The 17,813-nt window shown below is 71.0% G+C and carries 18 protein-coding genes; 14 read left to right on the forward strand and 4 right to left on the reverse strand.

Annotation, left to right across the window (positions count from 1 at the left end; genetic code table 11):
• Position 1 precedes the first annotated feature (1 nt).
• Both codA and codB read right to left on the reverse strand, forming a co-directional pair.
• Entirely contained in the window at positions 2-1,231 is a 1,230-nt protein-coding gene (gene codA / locus BN1197_RS08795) for a cytosine deaminase (protein ID WP_040158485.1), read from the reverse strand.
• The gene (codB, locus tag BN1197_RS08800) at positions 1,228-2,520 is read right to left on the reverse strand and encodes a cytosine permease (RefSeq protein ID WP_052466295.1); all 1,293 of its coding nucleotides are present in this window, start codon (positions 2,518-2,520) and stop codon (positions 1,228-1,230) included. Before codB ends, codA begins: the two co-directional genes overlap by 4 nt.
• Positions 2,521-2,747: 227 nt before the next feature.
• Here codB and ffh point away from each other — a divergent pair, with 227 nt between their 5' ends.
• A complete protein-coding gene (gene ffh, locus BN1197_RS08805) occupies positions 2,748-4,421 on the forward strand; it encodes a signal recognition particle protein (protein WP_040158488.1) in 1,674 nt (557 codons plus the stop codon).
• Positions 4,422-4,552: 131 nt separating this feature from the next.
• Here the strand turns inward: ffh and BN1197_RS08810 are convergent, their stop codons facing one another.
• Positions 4,553-5,038: an excalibur calcium-binding domain-containing protein gene (locus BN1197_RS08810; RefSeq protein ID WP_082043770.1), complete on the reverse strand. Its 486-nt coding sequence runs from the start codon at positions 5,036-5,038 to the stop codon at positions 4,553-4,555.
• A 216-nt stretch (positions 5,039-5,254) separates the two neighbouring features.
• Between BN1197_RS08810 and BN1197_RS08815 the strand changes: the two genes are divergently transcribed.
• Together BN1197_RS08815 and BN1197_RS08820 are read left to right on the forward strand one after the other, a co-directional pair.
• Entirely contained in the window at positions 5,255-6,343 is a 1,089-nt protein-coding gene (locus tag BN1197_RS08815) for an amidohydrolase family protein (RefSeq protein WP_040158491.1), read from the forward strand.
• Between the two features lie 19 nt (positions 6,344-6,362).
• Positions 6,363-7,223 carry a GNAT family N-acetyltransferase gene (locus tag BN1197_RS08820; protein WP_245851866.1) on the forward strand — a complete coding sequence of 287 codons (861 nt, stop codon included), beginning with the start codon at positions 6,363-6,365 and terminating at the stop codon, positions 7,221-7,223.
• A gap of 119 nt (positions 7,224-7,342) precedes the next feature.
• Here the strand turns inward: BN1197_RS08820 and BN1197_RS08825 are convergent, their stop codons facing one another.
• The gene (locus BN1197_RS08825; protein ID WP_245851867.1) at positions 7,343-8,797 is read right to left on the reverse strand and encodes an MFS transporter; all 1,455 of its coding nucleotides are present in this window, start codon (positions 8,795-8,797) and stop codon (positions 7,343-7,345) included.
• A gap of 232 nt (positions 8,798-9,029) precedes the next feature.
• On the opposite strand from BN1197_RS08825, the gene rpsP reads away from it, so the two are divergent.
• The 11 genes from rpsP (at position 9,030) to dprA (ending at position 17,773) form a co-directional block, all read left to right on the forward strand.
• Positions 9,030-9,548: a 30S ribosomal protein S16 gene (gene rpsP / locus BN1197_RS08830; protein WP_040158891.1), complete on the forward strand. Its 519-nt coding sequence runs from the start codon at positions 9,030-9,032 to the stop codon at positions 9,546-9,548.
• Positions 9,549-9,556: 8 nt separating this feature from the next.
• The gene (locus BN1197_RS08835) at positions 9,557-9,793 is read left to right on the forward strand and encodes an RNA-binding protein (RefSeq protein ID WP_040158497.1); all 237 of its coding nucleotides are present in this window, start codon (positions 9,557-9,559) and stop codon (positions 9,791-9,793) included.
• A gap of 105 nt (positions 9,794-9,898) precedes the next feature.
• A complete protein-coding gene (gene rimM / locus BN1197_RS08840) occupies positions 9,899-10,444 on the forward strand; it encodes a ribosome maturation factor RimM (protein ID WP_040158499.1) in 546 nt (181 codons plus the stop codon).
• Between the two features lie 9 nt (positions 10,445-10,453).
• Entirely contained in the window at positions 10,454-11,716 is a 1,263-nt protein-coding gene (gene trmD / locus BN1197_RS08845; RefSeq protein ID WP_040158501.1) for a tRNA (guanosine(37)-N1)-methyltransferase TrmD, read from the forward strand.
• A gap of 218 nt (positions 11,717-11,934) precedes the next feature.
• Positions 11,935-12,276 carry a 50S ribosomal protein L19 gene (gene rplS / locus BN1197_RS08850; protein ID WP_040158503.1) on the forward strand — a complete coding sequence of 114 codons (342 nt, stop codon included), beginning with the start codon at positions 11,935-11,937 and terminating at the stop codon, positions 12,274-12,276.
• 261 nt (positions 12,277-12,537) lie between these two features.
• Positions 12,538-13,398 carry a signal peptidase I gene (lepB, locus tag BN1197_RS08855; protein ID WP_040158505.1) on the forward strand — a complete coding sequence of 287 codons (861 nt, stop codon included), beginning with the start codon at positions 12,538-12,540 and terminating at the stop codon, positions 13,396-13,398.
• Positions 13,395-14,249, forward strand: a complete 855-nt coding sequence (locus BN1197_RS08860; RefSeq protein ID WP_390622707.1) for a ribonuclease HII — start codon at positions 13,395-13,397, stop codon at positions 14,247-14,249. Before lepB ends, BN1197_RS08860 begins: the two co-directional genes overlap by 4 nt.
• Positions 14,250-14,262: 13 nt before the next feature.
• Positions 14,263-14,580 (forward strand): DUF2469 domain-containing protein, encoded by a 318-nt coding sequence (locus BN1197_RS08865; RefSeq protein WP_040158507.1) that lies wholly within the window; start codon positions 14,263-14,265, stop codon positions 14,578-14,580.
• Positions 14,581-14,700: 120 nt separating this feature from the next.
• Complete coding sequence (locus tag BN1197_RS08870; protein ID WP_040158509.1) at positions 14,701-15,063, forward strand: YraN family protein; 363 nt, start codon at positions 14,701-14,703, stop codon at positions 15,061-15,063.
• Positions 15,063-16,598, forward strand: a complete 1,536-nt coding sequence (locus BN1197_RS08875) for a YifB family Mg chelatase-like AAA ATPase (protein ID WP_040158511.1) — start codon at positions 15,063-15,065, stop codon at positions 16,596-16,598. The genes BN1197_RS08870 and BN1197_RS08875 overlap by 1 nt, the downstream gene beginning before the upstream one ends.
• Complete coding sequence (dprA, locus tag BN1197_RS08880) at positions 16,595-17,773, forward strand: DNA-processing protein DprA (protein ID WP_095999886.1); 1,179 nt, start codon at positions 16,595-16,597, stop codon at positions 17,771-17,773. The genes BN1197_RS08875 and dprA overlap by 4 nt, the downstream gene beginning before the upstream one ends.
• Positions 17,774-17,813 lie beyond the last annotated feature (40 nt).

The raw sequence follows: 17,813 nt of genomic DNA on the forward strand, positions 1-17,813 counted from the left end.
CTCAGAACAACACCTCGCGCCGGACCGGTTCGGTGCGGGTGATGAGCCGGCCGGCCCGGTAGGAGCCGACGACCACCGCGTTCCAGTTGAGTGCGTCGTACCAGCTGCCGGCGTCGAGGACGACGAAGTTCGCGGGCCGCCCGACCTCGATGCCGTACGCCTCCCCGAGGTTCAGGGTGCGGGCGGCGTTGGTGGTGACGAACCGGTGGGAGTCGGCGATCTGGTCGTGCCCGAGCATCTGGGTGACGTAGAGGCCGGTGAAGACGACGTCGCGCAGGTTGCCCGTTCCGAGGGGGTTCCACGGGTCGCAGATGTCGTCCTGACCGAACGAGACGTTGATGCCGGCCTCGGTGAGCTCCTTGACGCGGGTGACGCCGCGACGTTTGGGGTAGGTGTCGGTGCGTCCCTGCAGGTGGGTGTTGACCACGGGGTTGGAGACGAAGTTGATGCCGCTCATCGTCAACAGGCGCAGCAGCCGGGTGAAGTAGGCGTTGTTGTAGCTGTGCATCGCGGTCGTGTGCGAGGCGGTGACCCGGCCGCCGAGGCCGAGTTCGTAGGCGCGGGTGGCGAGGGTCTCCAGCCCGCGGGAGGCCTCGTCGTCGATCTCGTCGCAGTGCACGTCGATGAGCAGGCCCGACTCGGCGGCGAGTTCGGCGACGAAGTTCAGCGAGTCGACGGCGTACTCGCGGGTGAACTCGAAGTGGGGGATCGCTCCGAGCGCGTCCACCCCCAGGCCGACGGCCTCGCGCATGAGGTCCTTGCCGCCCGGGAACGAGCAGATGCCCTCCTGCGGAAAGGCGACGATCTGGATCGTCATGACGTCGGACAGCTCGTCGCGCAGTTCGAGCAGGGCGCGCAGCGCGGTGAGCGACGGGTCGGTGACATCGACGTGGGTGCGCACGAACTGGACTCCGAACGAGGCCTGTTGGCGCACGACCCGGTTGACGCGCTCCTTGACGTCGGCGACGGTGAGCTTCTCCTTGCGCTGTGCCCAGCGTTCGATCCCCTCGAACAGCGTCCCGGAGCGGTTGGGCTCCGGATCGCCCGCGGTGAGAACGGAATCGAGGTGGATGTGCGACTCGATGAACGGCGGGAGGACGAGCCGGCCATGGCCCTCGACGATCTCCTCACCGGGCGTGGCGACAAGATCGGGGCCGATCTCGGTGAACACGCCGTCCGCGACGCGCAGGTCGGTGGCGGCACCCTCGAGACGGACGTCGCGGACGATCATCGCCCGACCTCCTCACCCGCGTGGGCGGACACCGGCGTGGCGGCGTGGCGCACGCGCTCACCGGCGAGGTAGCAGACGAGCGCGATGAGCATCGCGACGAGTGAGCCCACCCCGACCGGCAGGAACGAGCCCACGAGGCCACCGGCGACGATGCCGACGACCGCTCCGACGACGATTCCCTCGCGCGGCCTCGCCCCCTGTTCGTACGAGGCGGGGCGGCGCAGGAAGTCGGCGATGAACACGGCGCCCACCGGCGGCAGCGCGGCCGACAGAAAGGTCAGCCAGCCGACGAAGTTGTCGTAGAGCCAGATCGCGCCCACCGTGCCGAGGACGCCGGCCACGAGCACGAGCGGGCGTCGCGGGGCCTTGGTGATGTTCGAGAAGCCCAGCCCCGAGGTGTAGAGCGCGTTGTTGTTCGTGGTCCAGATGTTCGCGCCGAGGACGACGATCGCGGGAACCGCGAGGCCCTGGGCGATCATCACGTAGAAGATGTCGTCGCGGCCGGTGAACGCGCCACCGACGGCGCCGAAGCCGAACATCAGCGTGTTGCCGACGAAGAACGCGATGACGGTGGTGAGCACGGCGCTGCGTGGGGTCGCGGCGAACCGGGTGAAGTTGGGGGTCGCCGTGCCGCCGGAGACGAACGACCCGATGACGAGGCCGATGCCGGTGAGCAGCGGCATCCCGTCCGAGGTGCCGAGGACCTGCGACAGGCCGCCGCCCTGTTCGGCCGCCGAGATCATCGACCACGTGCCGAGCAGGGCGATGAGCGGCACCGAGACGAAGCTCACGATCTCGATGGCGCGGATGCCGAAGTAGGCCGAGGCGGTCATGAGTCCGCCCGCGACGAGCACGACGAGCCACGCCGGGACGCCGAGCAGCTCCGCGGTCGGCAGGGCGAACATCGCGACCCCGACGCCGAACCACCCCATCTGGGTGAGGGAGATGAGCGCCGAGGGCAGGTAGCTGCCGCGGACGCCGAACGCACGCTGGGCGATGAGGTCCATCGACAGCCCGCTCTTCGCGCCGATGTAGGCGAGCGCTCCGGTGTAGACCGCGAGGAGTGCGCCACCGATCGTCGTCGCGAGGACGAAGCCGCGCAGGTCGAGACCGTTGCCGAGCTTCGCGCCCACGCTCATGCTCGCCGAGAAGAAGGTGAACCCGAGCATGACGAAGCCGACGGCCCAGAACCCGCGGCGTCCACTGCGGGGCACGGCCTCGAAGGCGTAGTCCTCGTCGGGGGCGTCGTCGCGTGGTTCGGTGTCCAGGGTGTTCACGGGGGTGCTCATGGTCTCTCGTCTTTCGTTCCCGGCAGCAGGCCCGGGACATCCTGCACCCACCGGGCCGCCCAGAGCGGCGAAGACACGAGTGATGAGACGGCCCAAGGCGCGCGTCCGGGAGTCGGCGGTCGGCCCCCCGAGCGCGGAACCCGGTGCCGCGGTGGCCGCGCGCACCCCCGTGCCGGCCCGGATCGCGACGCACGGGCCGCTGCTCGCCGTCCGTTAGCCTGGGGGGCGTGTTCAACAACCTGTCCGATCGCCTCACGCTGACCTTCAAGCACCTGCGGGGCAAGGGTCGTATCACCGAGAAGGACGTCAACCAGACGATCCGCGACATCCGCGTCGCCCTTCTCGACGCCGACGTCGCCCTGCCGGTCGTGCGTGCGTTCACCTCTGCCGTGCGTGAGCGCGCGCTCGGCAGCGAGGTGCACGAGGCGCTCAACCCCGGGCAGCAGGTCGTCAAGATCGTCAACGACGAACTCGTCGGCATCCTCGGTGGGCAGACGCGCACGCTGCAGTTCGCCAAGAACCCGCCGACGGTCATCATGCTCGCCGGTCTGCAGGGTTCGGGTAAGACGACGCTCGCGGGCAAGCTCGCCTACTGGCTCAAGCAGCAGGGGCACACCCCGATGCTCGTCGCCGCCGACCTCCAGCGTCCGAACGCGGTGACGCAGCTCGAGATCGTCGGTGAGCGCGCCGGGGTGCCGGTGTTCGCCCCCGAGCGAGGCAACGTCGCCGGCTACGACGCGGCGGTCGAGTTCGGTACGGGCACACGCGGGTACGGCGATCCGGTCGGGGTTGCCCGCGCGGGGGTCGCGGAGGCGGGCCGCCAGCAGCGCGACGTCGTCATCGTCGACACCGCCGGTCGGCTCGCGATCGACATGGAGCTGATGCAGCAGGCGCGCGACATCCGCGACGCGATCCGGCCCGACGAGGTGCTCTTCGTCATCGACGCGATGATCGGCCAGGTCGCCGTCGAAACGGCGCAGGCGTTCGCCGACGGCGTCGACTTCACCGGTGTCGTGCTCTCCAAGCTCGACGGCGACGCCCGCGGTGGTGCGGCGCTGTCGGTCGCGCACGTCACGGGCAAGCCGATCATGTTCGCCTCGACGGGTGAGAACACCAAGGACTTCGAGGTCTTCCACCCCGACCGCATGGCGTCGCGGATCCTCGACATGGGTGACGTGCTCACCCTCATCGAGCAGGCGCAGCGCGCGTTCGACCAGCGCCAGCAGGACGAGATGGCGCGCAAGTTCCTCGCCGACGAGGACTTCACGTTCGACGACTTCCTCTCCCAGCTCGCCGCGGTGCGCAAGATGGGCAACCTCAAGCAGCTGCTCGGCATGATGCCGGGGATGAACCAGATGCGGGACCAGCTCAACGCGCTCGACGACAAGGAGTTCGACCGGGTCGAGGCGATGGTCCGCTCGATGACCCCGTTCGAACGCACGCACCCCAAGCAGATCAACGGCTCCCGGCGCGCCCGCATCGCCCGCGGTTCCGGTGTGCACGTCAGCGAGGTCAACGGGCTTCTCGAACGCTTCGGCGAGGCGCAGAAGATGATCCGCCAGCTCAAGCGCGGCGGCGGCATGCCCGGGATGCCCGGCTCACCGGGTGGCGGCAAGAAGAAGGCGCCGCCGAAGAAGAAGGGCAAGAGCGGCAACCCCGCCAAGCGCGCCCAGCAGGAGCGCGACGCCGAACTCAAGGCCAAGCAGGCCCGCGAGAACGCCATCGCCGGCGCCCTCGGTGGTGGCGAGGAGAAGCCGGCACCTGGGAGTGGGTTCGGCGCTCCGGCCCAGGGTGGTCAGGGCGGCCAGGGAGGTCAGCCCAGTCAGGCCGACCTCGCCAAGGCCATGCAGGACTTCGACCCCAACAAGCTCCCCAAGGGCTTCGACAGGTTCCTCAAGTAGAACAAGCGTCGAGACAGCCGTCGTTTCCGGCCCGCGCACGTCGAAGGCTCACCTGGCGACGGGCTCGGACCGGAAACGACGGCTGTCTCGGCGTCGGTGCGTTTCGGGGTCACCGTCGCGCTCGATCGCCGTTACTCGCAGGCCACGCCGTCGTCGTCACGGTCGAGGTGGGGTGCGTAGCCGGGGTCGCCGCGGTGCAAGGGGGTGACTCCTGCCGCACGAGCCTCGGAGCAGTTGCCGTAGGACGCGCCGGGCTCGTCGACGGGCGGATCCTGGGCCTCGTCGCTGTAGTCCGCCCATGCGTCACGGGAGTCCGCCGAGGGTTCTGCGGCGGCCTGGGGTGGTGCCTCGGCCGTCTTCGTGACGGTGCGGACCAGCGGTTCGGCGGTGACGGTGACGGTCGGCGCGGGCGGTGGGGTACTCGTCACGGTGACCGTCGGCGCGGGCTCGGCCGGCAGGGTGGTCGTGACGGTCGGCGTCGGCATCTCCGCCAGCCGCTGCGCGGCAAGGGCGTCGACATCGGCGTCGTTCCCACTGCTGCCCACGGTCAGACCCGTGAGGAAGAGGAGCAGCCCGCCTGCTCCGAGCGCCAACGGCCGTGGGATCCGCCTGTTCATGTTCTTCACCGTCTTCGGTTGAGGGGCCACGAGATTCGGCCACGCGCGCCCCGGGTTCTTCTCCTACTTGGCATATCGGGCACGTCGGCCTTGTCGCTACGGGACGTTGATCCTCGGGTTGGGTGCGGACCGGTCGTCGCGACGAGTGCCGGGACTCGGGGGGTGATCGCCCGCCTCCACGCCGCCCAGGACACCTCGGCCCAGTAAGGTCGGGCCATGGGTGCTCCGGTGTTGCACGTACGTGGTCGGGTCCTCATCGGACCGGCGGAGATCGTCGACGAGATGTGGGTCGTGGACGGGCGCATCACCTTCGAGCGCCCGCCGGCCGCGGCGGAGGTGCAGAGCGTGCAGGGCTGGGTGCTCCCCGGCCTCGTCGACGCCCACTGTCACGTGGGGCTCGACGCGCACGGGCCGGTCGAACACGACACCGCGGTCGAACAGGCCCTCACCGACCGAGACGCCGGCACGCTGCTCATCCGGGACGCGGGCTCGCCACTGGACACCCGGTTCGTCCAAGAGCGTGAGGACCTTCCCCAGCTCATCCGCGCCGGGCGGCACATCGCGCGCACCCGTCGTTACATCCCCAACTTCGCCCACGAGATCGAGCCCCACGACCTCGTCACGTACGTGCGCCAGGAGGCCCGCCGCGGCGACGGCTGGGTCAAGCTCGTCGGCGATTGGATCGACCGCGAGGTCGGAGACCTCGGACCGTGTTGGCCGGTGTCGGCCCTCAAGCTCGCGGTGGATGCCGCGCACGAGGAGGGGGCGCGGGTCACCGCGCACTGCTTCGGTGAGCAGTCGCTCGTCGACTTCGCCGAGGCCGGGGTCGACTGCATCGAGCACGCCACGGGGCTCGCACCCGAGACGATCGACACGTTCGCACGCCAGGGCATCGCCATCGTGCCGACGTTGATCAACATCGGCACGTTCCCCGACATCGCCGCGGCGGGGGAGCGCAAGTACCCCGGTTACGCCGCGCACATGCGTGACCTGCACGAACGCCGCTACGAGACGATCGGCGCCGCACGTGAGGCCGGGGTGCCGATCTTCGTGGGCACCGACGCCGGCGGCAGCCTGCCGCACGGGCTCGTCGCCCAGGAGATCTCCGAACTCACGCGCACGGGCATGAGCGCCACCGAGGCCATCGACGCCGCGACCTGGCGGGCCCGCGCGTGGCTCGGCCGTGACGGCCTCGTCGAGGGCGCCGTCGCCGACTTCGTCGTCTACCGCGACGACCCGCGCGAGGACCTGCGCACCCTGGCCGACCCCCGTCACATCGTCCTGCGCGGCGTCGTTGTCCGCTGAACCCGCCCCTCTCTCGGCGGTGGGGGAGCGGGTTCGCGTCGACACGATCTCCGAGACCGACGTGCCCGAGTACCGCCGCGCGGTCGAGATGTCGAGCGAGCGCATCCGGCCGTGGAATCCGGTCAACGCCGGCGATCTCGCCTATCACCTGGGCCGACAGTCCGACGAGCACCGCACGTTCCTCATCCGGGCCCTGCCGGAGTTTCGTGCCCGCGAGCACACGGTCGTCGGCAAGGTCAACGTCACGGGCATCACCCGCGGCCGGGCGTTCAACGGCGTCCTCGGCTACGACGCCTACGACCCCTACGCCGGTCGCGGACTCTTCGCGGACGGGCTGCGTCTCGTCGTCGACCTCGCGTTCCGTGCGCAGCCGCACGGTCTCGGCCTCAACCGCGTCGAGGCCGCCGTGCAGCCGGGCAACGTGCGCTCGGCCGGGCTGTTGCGCTCGCTCGGTTTTCGCCGCCGCGGTGACTATCCCCGCTACCTCTGGCTCGGCGACGCCTCCGGCAGGGAGGAATGGCGTGACCACGTCGTCCACGGCGTCGACCGCGCCGAGTGGCCGCCCGAGCGGTACGCGACCCACGATCACGACAGGCCGGTCGTCGTCGTCACGCCCACCGGTCGTCCGCCCGTCGACGCCGACGTCGCGGCCGCGCGCGCCCTCGCCATCGAGCTGGGAGTGCCCCTGCTGCGTGAGCGTTCGGGATCATGGGCGCGATGCCTCGACGACGCCGTCACCGGTGCGGTGGTGTTGGCCGACCTCGACGAGGCAAGGCAGGAGGGAGTCAGGGCGCACGACGTCGTCTCGGCCACGGACCTCGCCGACCCCGCCTCGATCACCCGCGTTGCCCTCGAGGCCCGCTTTCGCGCCCACGGCTGACTCGGATCCCGGCTCCGGATTCGGCTCCGGCTTCCGGCTCCGGCCCGGGGTGGGTGGAAGAGCCTGTTTGAGCGGATGGGGTGGGTGGAAGGGCCTGTTCGAGCGTGCGAGAGGGCGTGTCAGGCCGAGGAGTCGCTAGAGATGCGGGCCTCCCGGCGACGGTCGAGGACCGCGATGAGCAGGGCGATCGCCGCGAGCGCGACGATGAGGGCGAGGGCGGCGTTCATCGCCACGGCCCACGAGTTCCCCGTCTCGACGAGTTGGAAGAGGATGCCGGGGATGAGCGCGGTGCCCATGGCCGCGCCGAGCCGCTGCCCGGTCTGCAGGATGCCGCCGGCCACCCCACCGAACCGCGCGTCGACCTGCTCGAGGGTGAGGGTCTGGTTGGGGCTGACGATGCATCCCTGTGCGGGGCCGAGCAGCGAGAGCGGGATCGAGAGCGCCCACAGTGGCCAGGCGCCGGAGTTGACGAACGGGATGACGGCCATGGCGCCGAGCAGGCCCGCGATCGCGAACCCGAACCCGAGGATGACGACGAGGCGGCGCATGCGCAGGACGTGTCGTCCGGCGACCTGCGCCGCGATGGCGTTGAGGATCGAGGCCGGCAAACCGACGAGCCCCGCTTCGAGCGCGGAGGCGCCGAGGGAGAGCTGGACGAAGAGCGCGACCGAGATCCACACCGACGTGATGCCGATGAAGTGCACGGTGATGAGCGCGATGCCGTTGCGGAAGGCGGGTTGGGTGAAGATGTCGACCCGCACCATCGGCTGCCGGCCCAGGCGTGAGTAACGGCGCTCCCACCACACCCACACGCCGAGGACTCCGAGCGCGAGAACCGGGGTCGCCAACGCGAGGCCGTGTGCCTTGCGCTCGAGAAAGGGCAGCATCACGCCGAGAACCGAGATCGCCAGCAGGACGGTGCCCACGGGGTCGAGGTCGGGTCGTCGGGCGTCCCGGGGGCGTTCGTCGCACGGCAGCCATCGGGCCGCCCCGATCAGGGCGAGGATCCCGACCGGCACGTTCATGCCGAAGATCCACCGCCACCCCAGGTCGGGGCCGAGCATGCCGATGAGCATGCCTCCCATGACCGGCCCGATCGCCGTCGAGAGCCCGACCGTCGTTCCCATGAGCGCGAACGCCATGGCCCGCGCCTGACCGGTGAAGGTGCGCTGCATGATGCCGATCGTCTGGGGGTTGAGCAGGCCGGAACCGATGCCCTGGAGCACTCGCGCCACGTTGAGCACGAGGATCGAGGGCGCGAGCGCCGAGATCACCGAGCCGACCGTGAAGATCGACAGACCGATCATGAACAGCCGGCGGCGCCCGGTCGCGTCGCCGAGCCGCCCGGCCGGGATGAGCAGCACGCCGAACGAGAGCGCGTAGCCCGAGATCACCCATTGCAGGTGGGTGCTGTCGGATTCGAGGCTGCTCTGGATCGACGGCAGCGCGACGTTGATCACCGAGACCGCGACGAGTGCCATGAACAGTGGCGCGATGAGCACGGCGAGCATCCGGCGAGAACTGTTGCGTGCCTGTGCGTCGGCGGCGGTGGTAGCGGAGGGCGGTGGGGTCACCGGCTCACTCTGGCACCGTCTGCGCGACGGCCGCATCCCGGGCGGGTCGCGCAGGCCGCGCTTCGGTGAGCGTCCCGCCGGCCGTGGATCCTCTGGCATAATGGACGGCTGTACCCGCCCGGCATCGCGTCGTTCCGCCGGGATCTCGGGCGCCTACACCCCGAGTATCGGTTCCCCGGCAGATTCCGTTGCCGGTCTTGCCGTGCTCACGAAACACGAGGAGACCACCGACGTGGCCGTCAAGATTCGCCTGAAGCGGATGGGCAAGATCCGCAGCCCGTTCTACCGTGTCGTCGTCATGGACTCGCGCACCAAGCGTGACGGCCGTGCGATCGAGGAGATCGGCCTCTACCACCCCACCCGCCAGCCCTCGGTCATCGAGATCGACTCCGAGCGTGCGCAGTACTGGCTCGGTGTGGGCGCGCAGCCGACCGAGCAGGTCGCGGCGCTGCTCAAGGTCACCGGCGACTGGCAGAAGTTCAAGGGTGAGGCCGGTGCCGAGGGCACGCTGCAGGCCCAGCCCGAGAAGCCGTCGAAGAAGGACCTCTACGAGGCCGCGATGGCCGCCGCCGGCAAGGCCGACGAGGACTACGAGAAGAACCCGCCGAAGAAGAAGGAGCCCAAGGCCGCCAAGGCCGAGGAGCCCAAGGCCGAGCCCGAGGCGGAGGAGACCACTGTCGAGGCCCCGGTCGAGGACGCTCCGGCGACCGAGGCCGCCGAGGCCGCGACCGACGAGAAGCCCGAAGCCTGAGTCCGGTCATGCTGGAGGAAGCTCTCGAGCACCTCGTCAAGGGCATCGTCGATCACGAGGACGACGTCGAGATCCGCCACCGTGAGCTGCGCCGAGGCGAGCTCCTCGAGGTTCGGGTCCACCCCGACGACCTCGGCCGGGTCATCGGTCGCTCGGGCCGCACGGCCGGTGCGCTGCGCACCGTCGTCGGCGCTCTCGCCGGAGGGCGTCAGGTCCGCATCGACATCGTCGACCTCGATCGCTGAACCCCGACTCCGACATCACCGATCCCCGCCTACTGTGGCTTCGAGCCCGGTGGGCGGGGATCCGTCTGTCGTGACCAGTTCGTCGTCCCGCAGGAGGGCAGAGTGATGAGCGCCGTCGTCGCACGCATCGGCAAACCGCACGGGCTGCGCGGTGAGGTCACCGTGCAGGTGCACACCGACAATCCCGACGAGCGCTTCGCCACAGGTGCGCAGTTCGCGACCGAGCCCGATCGTGGCGTGTTGACGATCGTGGGCACCCGGGTGCACCAGGGAGTGTGGCTGCTGCAGTTCGACGAGGTGCCCGATCGCACGGCGGCCGAGGCGCTGCGTGGCACCCGCCTCGTCGTCGACGAAGACGAGGACGACGACGAGGACGCCTGGTACGCAGAGGAGCTCGTGGGCGTCGAGGTGCGTGACCCGGCCGGGACGGCCATCGGAGAGATCGTCGCCCTCCACGTGCGCCCCGCCCAGGACCTGCTCGAGGTGCGGCTGCTCGACGGGCGGACCGGACTCGTGCCGTTCGTCGAGGAGATCGTGCCGGAGGTCGTGCTCGGGGGTGCCGAGGGCGACGAGGCCGAGCCGGAGGAGGCCGAGGGCGGGCAGTACGTCGTCGTCGACGCTCCGCCAGGCCTGTTCGACCTCGAGTCCTGAGGAGGGCCGGTGCGTCTCGACGTCCTGACGATCTTTCCCGAGTACCTCGCGCCGCTCGACCTCTCGCTCATCGGCCGCGCCCAAAGAGAGGGGATCGTCGACCTGCGCGTGCGCGATCTGCGGGAGTTCACCCACGACCGGCACCGCACCGTCGACGACACCCCGTACGGCGGGGGAGCGGGCATGGTGATGAAGCCCGAGCCGTGGGGGGAGGCGCTCGACGCCGTGCTCGCCGAGGCCGGAGCCGTGGCGGCTGGGGCCGAGGTGCCATCGAGGTCCGCTGCCCGCCCACCGCGCCTCATCGTTCCCGGGCCGGGTGGCACGCCGTTCACCCAGGCCACCGCGCACCGCCTCTCGGGTGAGGATCACCTCGTCTTCGCGTGCGGCCGCTACGAGGGCATCGACGAACGCGTCTACGAGCACGCCCGGGAGGCGTTCGAGGGGCGCGTCGAGATCGTCTCGCTCGGCGACTACGTGCTCAACGGCGGTGAGGTCGCCGTTCTCGCCATGGTCGAGGCCGTCGTTCGGCTGCTGCCGGGGGTCGTCGGGAACGCCGCATCGCTCGTCGAGGAGTCGCACGAGGACGGCCTGCTCGAATACGCGCTCTACACCAAGCCCGCGATCTGGCGTGGGCGCGAGGTGCCGTCGGTGCTCCTCGGTGGCGATCACGGCGCGATCGCCCGCTGGCGTCACGAGCAGCGTCTCGCGCGCACGGCGGCACGCCGCCCCGACCTGCTCCGACCTGCCGCGCTCACGTCCGGAACGAGCCTCGGCTCGGGGGAGGGCGACCTCACCGTCGTGGCCGCCGTGCCGGCCGACGCCGGCGAGCTCTACACCGCCACCCGGGCGTGCTGGCTGCTCGAGGTGCAGCTCAACGGCGATCTCACGATCCCGCCCGTCACGGAGAGCCTCGACGACATCCGGGCCTCCCTCGGCGCGGAATCGCCGTGGCGCACCTGGGTGGTGCGCGACGCCGACTCGGGTCGACTGTTGGCCTCCGTGCGCGGCGGGTTGCACGAGGAGGGGCGGGTCTGGGAGATCGGGCGCCTCATGGTGATGCCCGATCTCACCGGCCGCGGCCTCGGCCGAGCTCTGCTCGAGTTCGCGCTCGCCGCAGCCCCGCCGGAGGCCGAACGCGCCCGGCTCGTCACGGGTGGGCACAGTCTGCGCAACCAGCGGCTCTACAAGAAGGCGGGATTCCGCGTCGTCCGCGACCCCGACCCGGATCCCGGCCACGGCGCCCTCGTCATGGAGAAGCGACTGCGTCGGTGACGGCCGGGCTGGGATCGCGCTTGCCGGCCGGGCTCACCTCGACGATTTCCGGCACGGGCGCCCTCTCTGGCAAGATGGACCTTCGCGTCCAACTCATCCGGCCCCCACCACGGGGGGACGTGCAGCCTCCTGGCGCATGCGGCCCGCGACGCACCGTTTCACACCATCGGTTTTTCATCCGGGGTGACCCGTGGCACCGCCGAGAAAGCGAACGAGTCATGAAGAAGCTCGACCTGGTCGACCAGCCCAACCTGCGCACCGACATCCCCGACTTTCGCGCGGGCGACACCGTCAAGGTCCACGTGCGAGTCATCGAAGGCAACCGCACCCGTGTCCAGGTGTTCCAGGGCGTCGTCATCCGCCGTCACGGCGGCGGCATCGGCGAGACCTACACCGTCCGCAAGATGAGCTTCGGCGTCGGCGTCGAGCGCACCTTCCCGCTGCACACCCCGGTCGTCGAGAAGATCGAGGTCGTCACCCGCGGTGACGTGCGTCGCGCCAAGCTGTACTACCTGCGCAACCTGCGCGGCAAGGCCGCGAAGATCCGCGAGAAGCGCTGACGCGTCTCCCGATCCGCATCGTCCGCCCCGGCCCGTCCGATTCGTGCCGGGGCGGACGTGCGTCCGGTTCGCCCGCCCGCGACGGCGAAATGGCCGGGCCGGGTGCCCGGAGGCCTCGAGCTCACGCGGTACGGTTCCCCGTGGGCGTGGCGCGCGTCTCGCGCCGATGAGTCCGCAGACACGATCGGGCCGAAGCCGGCGGGCCCGTCGTCGGATCGCGAGAGCGAGCACCGACATCCGTAGCACGACGACAGGACGAGGATGAGCCGAGCGCACGAGAGCGGCGACAGCACGCACCCATCGGCGAACGGCGGTGCCGGGAGCACGGCCGCGGGTGGTCGGCGGGGCGAGGACCTCGGGGGTTCGTCGATCCTGCGCTCGCTGCTCGTGTTCGGGCGCGAGATCGTCATCGTCGTCGCGCTGGCCGTCGTGCTCTCGCTCATCGCGAAGACGTGGCTGGTGCAGACGTTCTGGATTCCGTCGGCATCGATGATGAACACACTCGTGCGCGACGACCGGGTGCTCGTCAGCAAGCTCACTCCCTCGCCGTTCGCGCTGCATCGCGGCGACGTCGTGGTGTTCGCCGACCCGGGCGGGTGGCTGGACCCGACGGTGCAGACCCCGCCCCGAGAGGGCCTGGGGGAGTCGATCAACTCGGCGTTGACCTGGGTGGGGTTGCTGCCGGAGGACGAGGGCAACCACCTGATCAAACGCGTCATCGGCATGCCCGGCGACCGCGTGGCGTGTTGTTCGGAGGACGGCCGGCTCACCGTCAACGGAACCGCGATCGACGAGCCGTATCTGCACCCCGGAGACACGCCCAGCGACATCGAGTTCGACGCCACCGTGCCGGCAGACCGCGTGTGGGTCATGGGCGATCACCGCTCCGACTCCCGCGATTCTCGCTACCAGGAGGGCGACGCGGACCCCGGCAGCGTGGGGTCGGTGCCGATCGACCACATCGTCGGGCGTGCGTTCGCGGTCGTGTGGCCGCTCAACCGGCTCGCCTGGCTCGGGCAGCAGCAAGAGACCTTCGCCGGTGTGCCGGCGCCGAGCGCTCCACCCTCGCCGGTGTCGAGCAGGCCTTCGGGTGGGTCCCCGACCTCGGCAGGATCGCCGTGAGCCCGACGTCCACCGCCTCCCCGCGCGGCACCCGAGCGACGCGGCGAGCGGCGCCGCACGGCTCCGGTCGCCCGTCCCTGCGGGCCGAACGGGAACTGTCGCGTGAGGGATTCGCGCTCGTCGCGGGCATGGACGAGGTCGGTCGCGGTGCGCTCGCCGGACCCGTCTCGGTCGGGGTCGTCGTGGTCACCGCCGAGACCCGTAGCGCCCCGGCGGGGGTCAAGGATTCCAAGCTCGTGGCTCCGCCGCTGCGTGAGACCTTGGCGCCGAGAGTGCGTCGGTGGGCGCACGCGCACGGCGTCGGCCACGCCGGGCCCGACGAGATCGACACCTACGGCATCCTCGCCGCGCTCCGGCTCGCCGGGATGCGGGCCCTCGCCGCGTGCGGGGTCGTGCCGGACATCGTGCTCCTCGACGGCAAGCACGACTGGTTGAGCCTGAGAGCGCGCTCCCAGGAGAGCCCGCAGGAGGCGTTGTTCGAGGTGGACGTGCGTCCGACGCCGACCTGGCCCGACGTGGTCGTGCCGCGGGTGCGCACTCGTATCAAGGCCGACATGACGTGTTCGAGCGTGGCGAGCGCGAGCATCATCGCCAAGGTCGAGCGCGATGCGCACATGGTGACGCTGTCGGACTCGCATCCGCACTACGGTTGGGCGATCAACAAGGGGTACGCCGCGCCCGAGCACCGCGCGGCCCTGCTGGAGCACGGGCCGTGCGACCAGCACCGCAGGTCGTGGCGCCTGCTCGGTGAGGAGCCGTCCATGCCGGCGGGTACGGGGCGGGTCGCAGACGACGCCGACGACGGCATGGCGGCGGGAGCGGACCCGGCATGGGTCATGATGGGTCGGTGAAGGTGAGGCTGACATGAGTTCCGAGGACCTCGAGAAGTACGAGACCGAGATGGAGCTGCAGCTCTATCGCGAGTATCGCGACGTCGTGGGCCTGTTCACGCACGTCGTCGAGACCGAACGACGGTTCTACCTGTGCAACGCCGTCGACGTGAAGGTGCGTTCGGACGCGGGCGAGGTGTACTTCGACGTGAGCATGTCCGACGCGTGGGTGTGGGACGTCTATCGTCCGGCCCGGTTCGTGAAGAACGTGCGGGTGGTCACCTTCAAGGACGTCAACATCGAGGAGCTGGCCAAGAGCGACCTCGAGGTGCCGGAGGACGGCAAGTTCTGACGCGGGAGGGCTGCCGGTCGTCCACAGGGCGCTGCGGCGTCACCGGTTGTCCACACTCCCGGGTTCGCGGCCTCTCAGGGTCCCGTTCCTCCGCCAGGCTGGCGGTGGAGGTGACCCACGATGACGGACGGACGACGGGCGCTCGGAGAGTACGGCGAGCGCCTCGCAGCGCGATACCTGCGCGAGGCGGGACTGGTGGTCCTCGACCACAACTGGAGATGTGAGGTCGGCGAGATCGATCTCGTCGCGCGGCAGGACGACTGCCTCGTGGTGTGCGAGGTCAAGACCCGGCGGCGGCTCGACTTCGGCGGCCCGGCGGCTGCTGTGACCCCGGTCAAGGCCGCCCGGTTGCGCCGACTCGCCGGGTGCTGGATCGAGGAGCACCCCGACACCGGGACCCATGACGTGCGCATCGACGTCATCGCGGTGATGCGTCCGATCGAGGGCCCGGCCCGGGTCGAGCACCTCGTGGCGGTGGCGTGATGGCGCTCGGACGCACGCGCAGCGTGACGCTCGTCGGCCTGTCGGGTGCGGTCGTCGACATCGAGGCCGACATCGTGCAGGGATTGCCGGCCTTCGTCATCGGCGGCCTGCCCGACACGGCCTGCCGACAGTCGGGTGACCGCATCAAGGCGGCCGGAGGCAACAGCGACCTCGAGATTCCCAACCGCCGCATCACCGTCAATCTGTCGCCGGCGTCGTTGCCCAAGTCCGGTTCGCACTTCGACCTCGGCATCGCGATCGCGGTGCTCGTCGCCGCGGGCAAGGTGCCGGCCGCGGTGGTCGACGAGATCGTGCACCTGGGGGAGTTGGGCCTCGACGGCTCGCTGCGGCCGGTCACGGGCGTGCTTCCGCTCGTGCTGTCCGCACGGGACGCCGGATACACGAAGGTCGTCGTGCCGTTGGACAACGTGCGGGAGGCGGCGTTGGTCACGGGCGTGCAGGTCGTCGGCGCTTCCACACTCGCGCGTGTGGTCGCCCGTCATCGAGCGGCGCACAAGGGTGAGGCGTGCGAGGACGAGGCGCTGCCCGGCGAGGTCGCCGAGCTCGTGCCCCGGCGCCGCGACCTGCGGGAGGTCGTCGGACAGTCCGAGGCGCGCTCCGCGCTCGAGGTCGCGGCCGCGGGCGGTCATCACCTTTTTCTGGTGGGACCCCCGGGAGCGGGCAAGACGATGCTCGCCGAGTGTCTTCCGGGCCTCCTGCCGGATCTGCCGGACGACGTCGCGCTCGAGGTCAGCGCCGTCCACTCGATTCTGGGGCTGCTCGCCGGCGGCCACCTCGTGCGTCGCCCACCCTTCGTGGCCCCGCACCACGGTGCCTCTCCGGCGGCCGTCATCGGCGGGGGCAGCGGCATGGTGCGCCCAGGCCTCATCTCCCAGGCCCACGCCGGGGTGCTGTTCATCGACGAGGCTCCGGAGGCGCAGACAGCGGTGCTGCAGTCGTTGCGTCAACCGCTGGAGTCGGGAGAGGTGGTCATCGCGCGACAACGGTCGTCGGCGCGGTTCCCCGCCCGCTTCCAACTCGTCCTCGCCGCCAACCCCTGCCCGTGCGGCAAGGGGCACGGCAAGGGAATGGACTGTTCGTGCTCACCCAAGGCCCGCCGCGACTACCTGGGCAAGCTCGCGGGCCCGCTGCTCGACCGGGTGGACCTGCAGCTGAGAGTCGCGGCCGTCACCCGGCCCGCCTTCACCGACACGGCGGGGGAGGACAGCGCCACGGTCGCCGCGCGCGTCGCCCTCGCGCGTGGTGCGCAACGCGACCGACTCGCGCCGCTCGGGTGGCACCTCAACGCCCACGTTCCCGGCCCGGTGCTGCGCGATCGCGCGATGCGGCTGCCACGGTCCACGACCGCCGACATCGACCGCGCTCTCGACCGGGGGATGCTGACCCTGCGCGGGTACGACCGGGTTCTGCGCATCGCGTGGACCGCGGCCGACCTGCGCGGCGCGGCATCACCCGATCGAGACGACGTGGGCCTGGCTCTCGGGCTGCGCACGCAGGCTGGGTTGGCGGCATGAGCGACGCACTGCTCGACCTCGAGCCGGCGACCATCCCGAGCGGACGGCGGGTCCTCGACCTCGTGCGCGCCGGACTCGACGGCCTGTCGCCCGAGTTGCTCGCGCGGGTGGCGTGGTCGGCCCTCGCCGAACCCGGGGATCCGGTCGCGAGTCGCCTCGTCGCCGAACTCGGGCCCGTCGAGGCGTTGGCCGCCCTCGCCTCACGCAGCGAGACCGCCCTCGAACGCTTTCGGCCTCGCCTGGGGCGTCTCGACCTCGCACGGATCCTCGACGAGACGGGGGCCTGCGGCGCACGCGTCGTCACCCCCGACGACCGCGAGTGGCCGCGCGGGTTGGACGATCTGCAGGCGCCGCCGCACTGCCTGTGGGTGCGTGGGCCCGCCGACCTCGCGTCGACGGCCCGGCGCAGCGTCGCCGTCGTCGGTGCCCGCGCCGCCACCGCGTACGGAGAGTCCGTCGCGGCCGACCTCGGAGCGGGGCTCGCCGAGCGCGACGTGACGGTCGTCAGCGGCGGTGCGTTCGGCATCGACGCGGCGGCGCACCGCGGGGTGCTCGCGGTCGACGGCACGACCGTCGCGGTGCTCGCCGGCGGCGTCGACCGGCCCTACCCGGCCGCCCACCACCGGCTCCTCGGGCACGTCGCCGACACGGGAGCGCTCGTGAGCGAGATGCCGCCGGGCTCGACCTCGCTGCGCTCGCGGTTCCTCCTGCGCAACCGTCTCATCGCGACGATGACACTGGGCACGGTCGTCGTGGAGGCGGGGCGCAGGTCCGGGTCGCGCAACACCGCGGGCACCGCGGCCGCCCACCACCGGGTCGTACTCGCCATGCCGGGCCCGATCACGTCGATCGCCTCGGTGGGATGCCACGAGATGATCCGCAGCGGCATGGCGCAGCTCGTCACCGACGCGGCCGAGATCGTCGAGCTCATCGGCGTCATGGGTGAGGACCTGGCCCCCGAGACGCCCGTCCCCACCCGCGCGGGCGACGGGCTCGAGGGCGCCGATCGTCGGGTCTTCGAGGCGTTGCCGCGGCGCCGAGCTTGCGACGTCGAGACCCTGAGCGTCGCCGCGGGGGAGTCCGAGGCCACGGTTCGCGCCGCGCTCGCGCGGCTGGAGCTGCACGGGCACGCTCGCCGCACCGATTCCGGCTGGAGAGTCGGCGACGGTGGCTGAGCACGCGCAGAAGGCGGCCCGTTCGTGTGCAGTCGATACC

This window comes from Mobilicoccus massiliensis, from assembly GCF_000826525.2.
Lineage (GTDB): Bacteria > Actinomycetota > Actinomycetes > Actinomycetales > Dermatophilaceae > Mobilicoccus > Mobilicoccus massiliensis.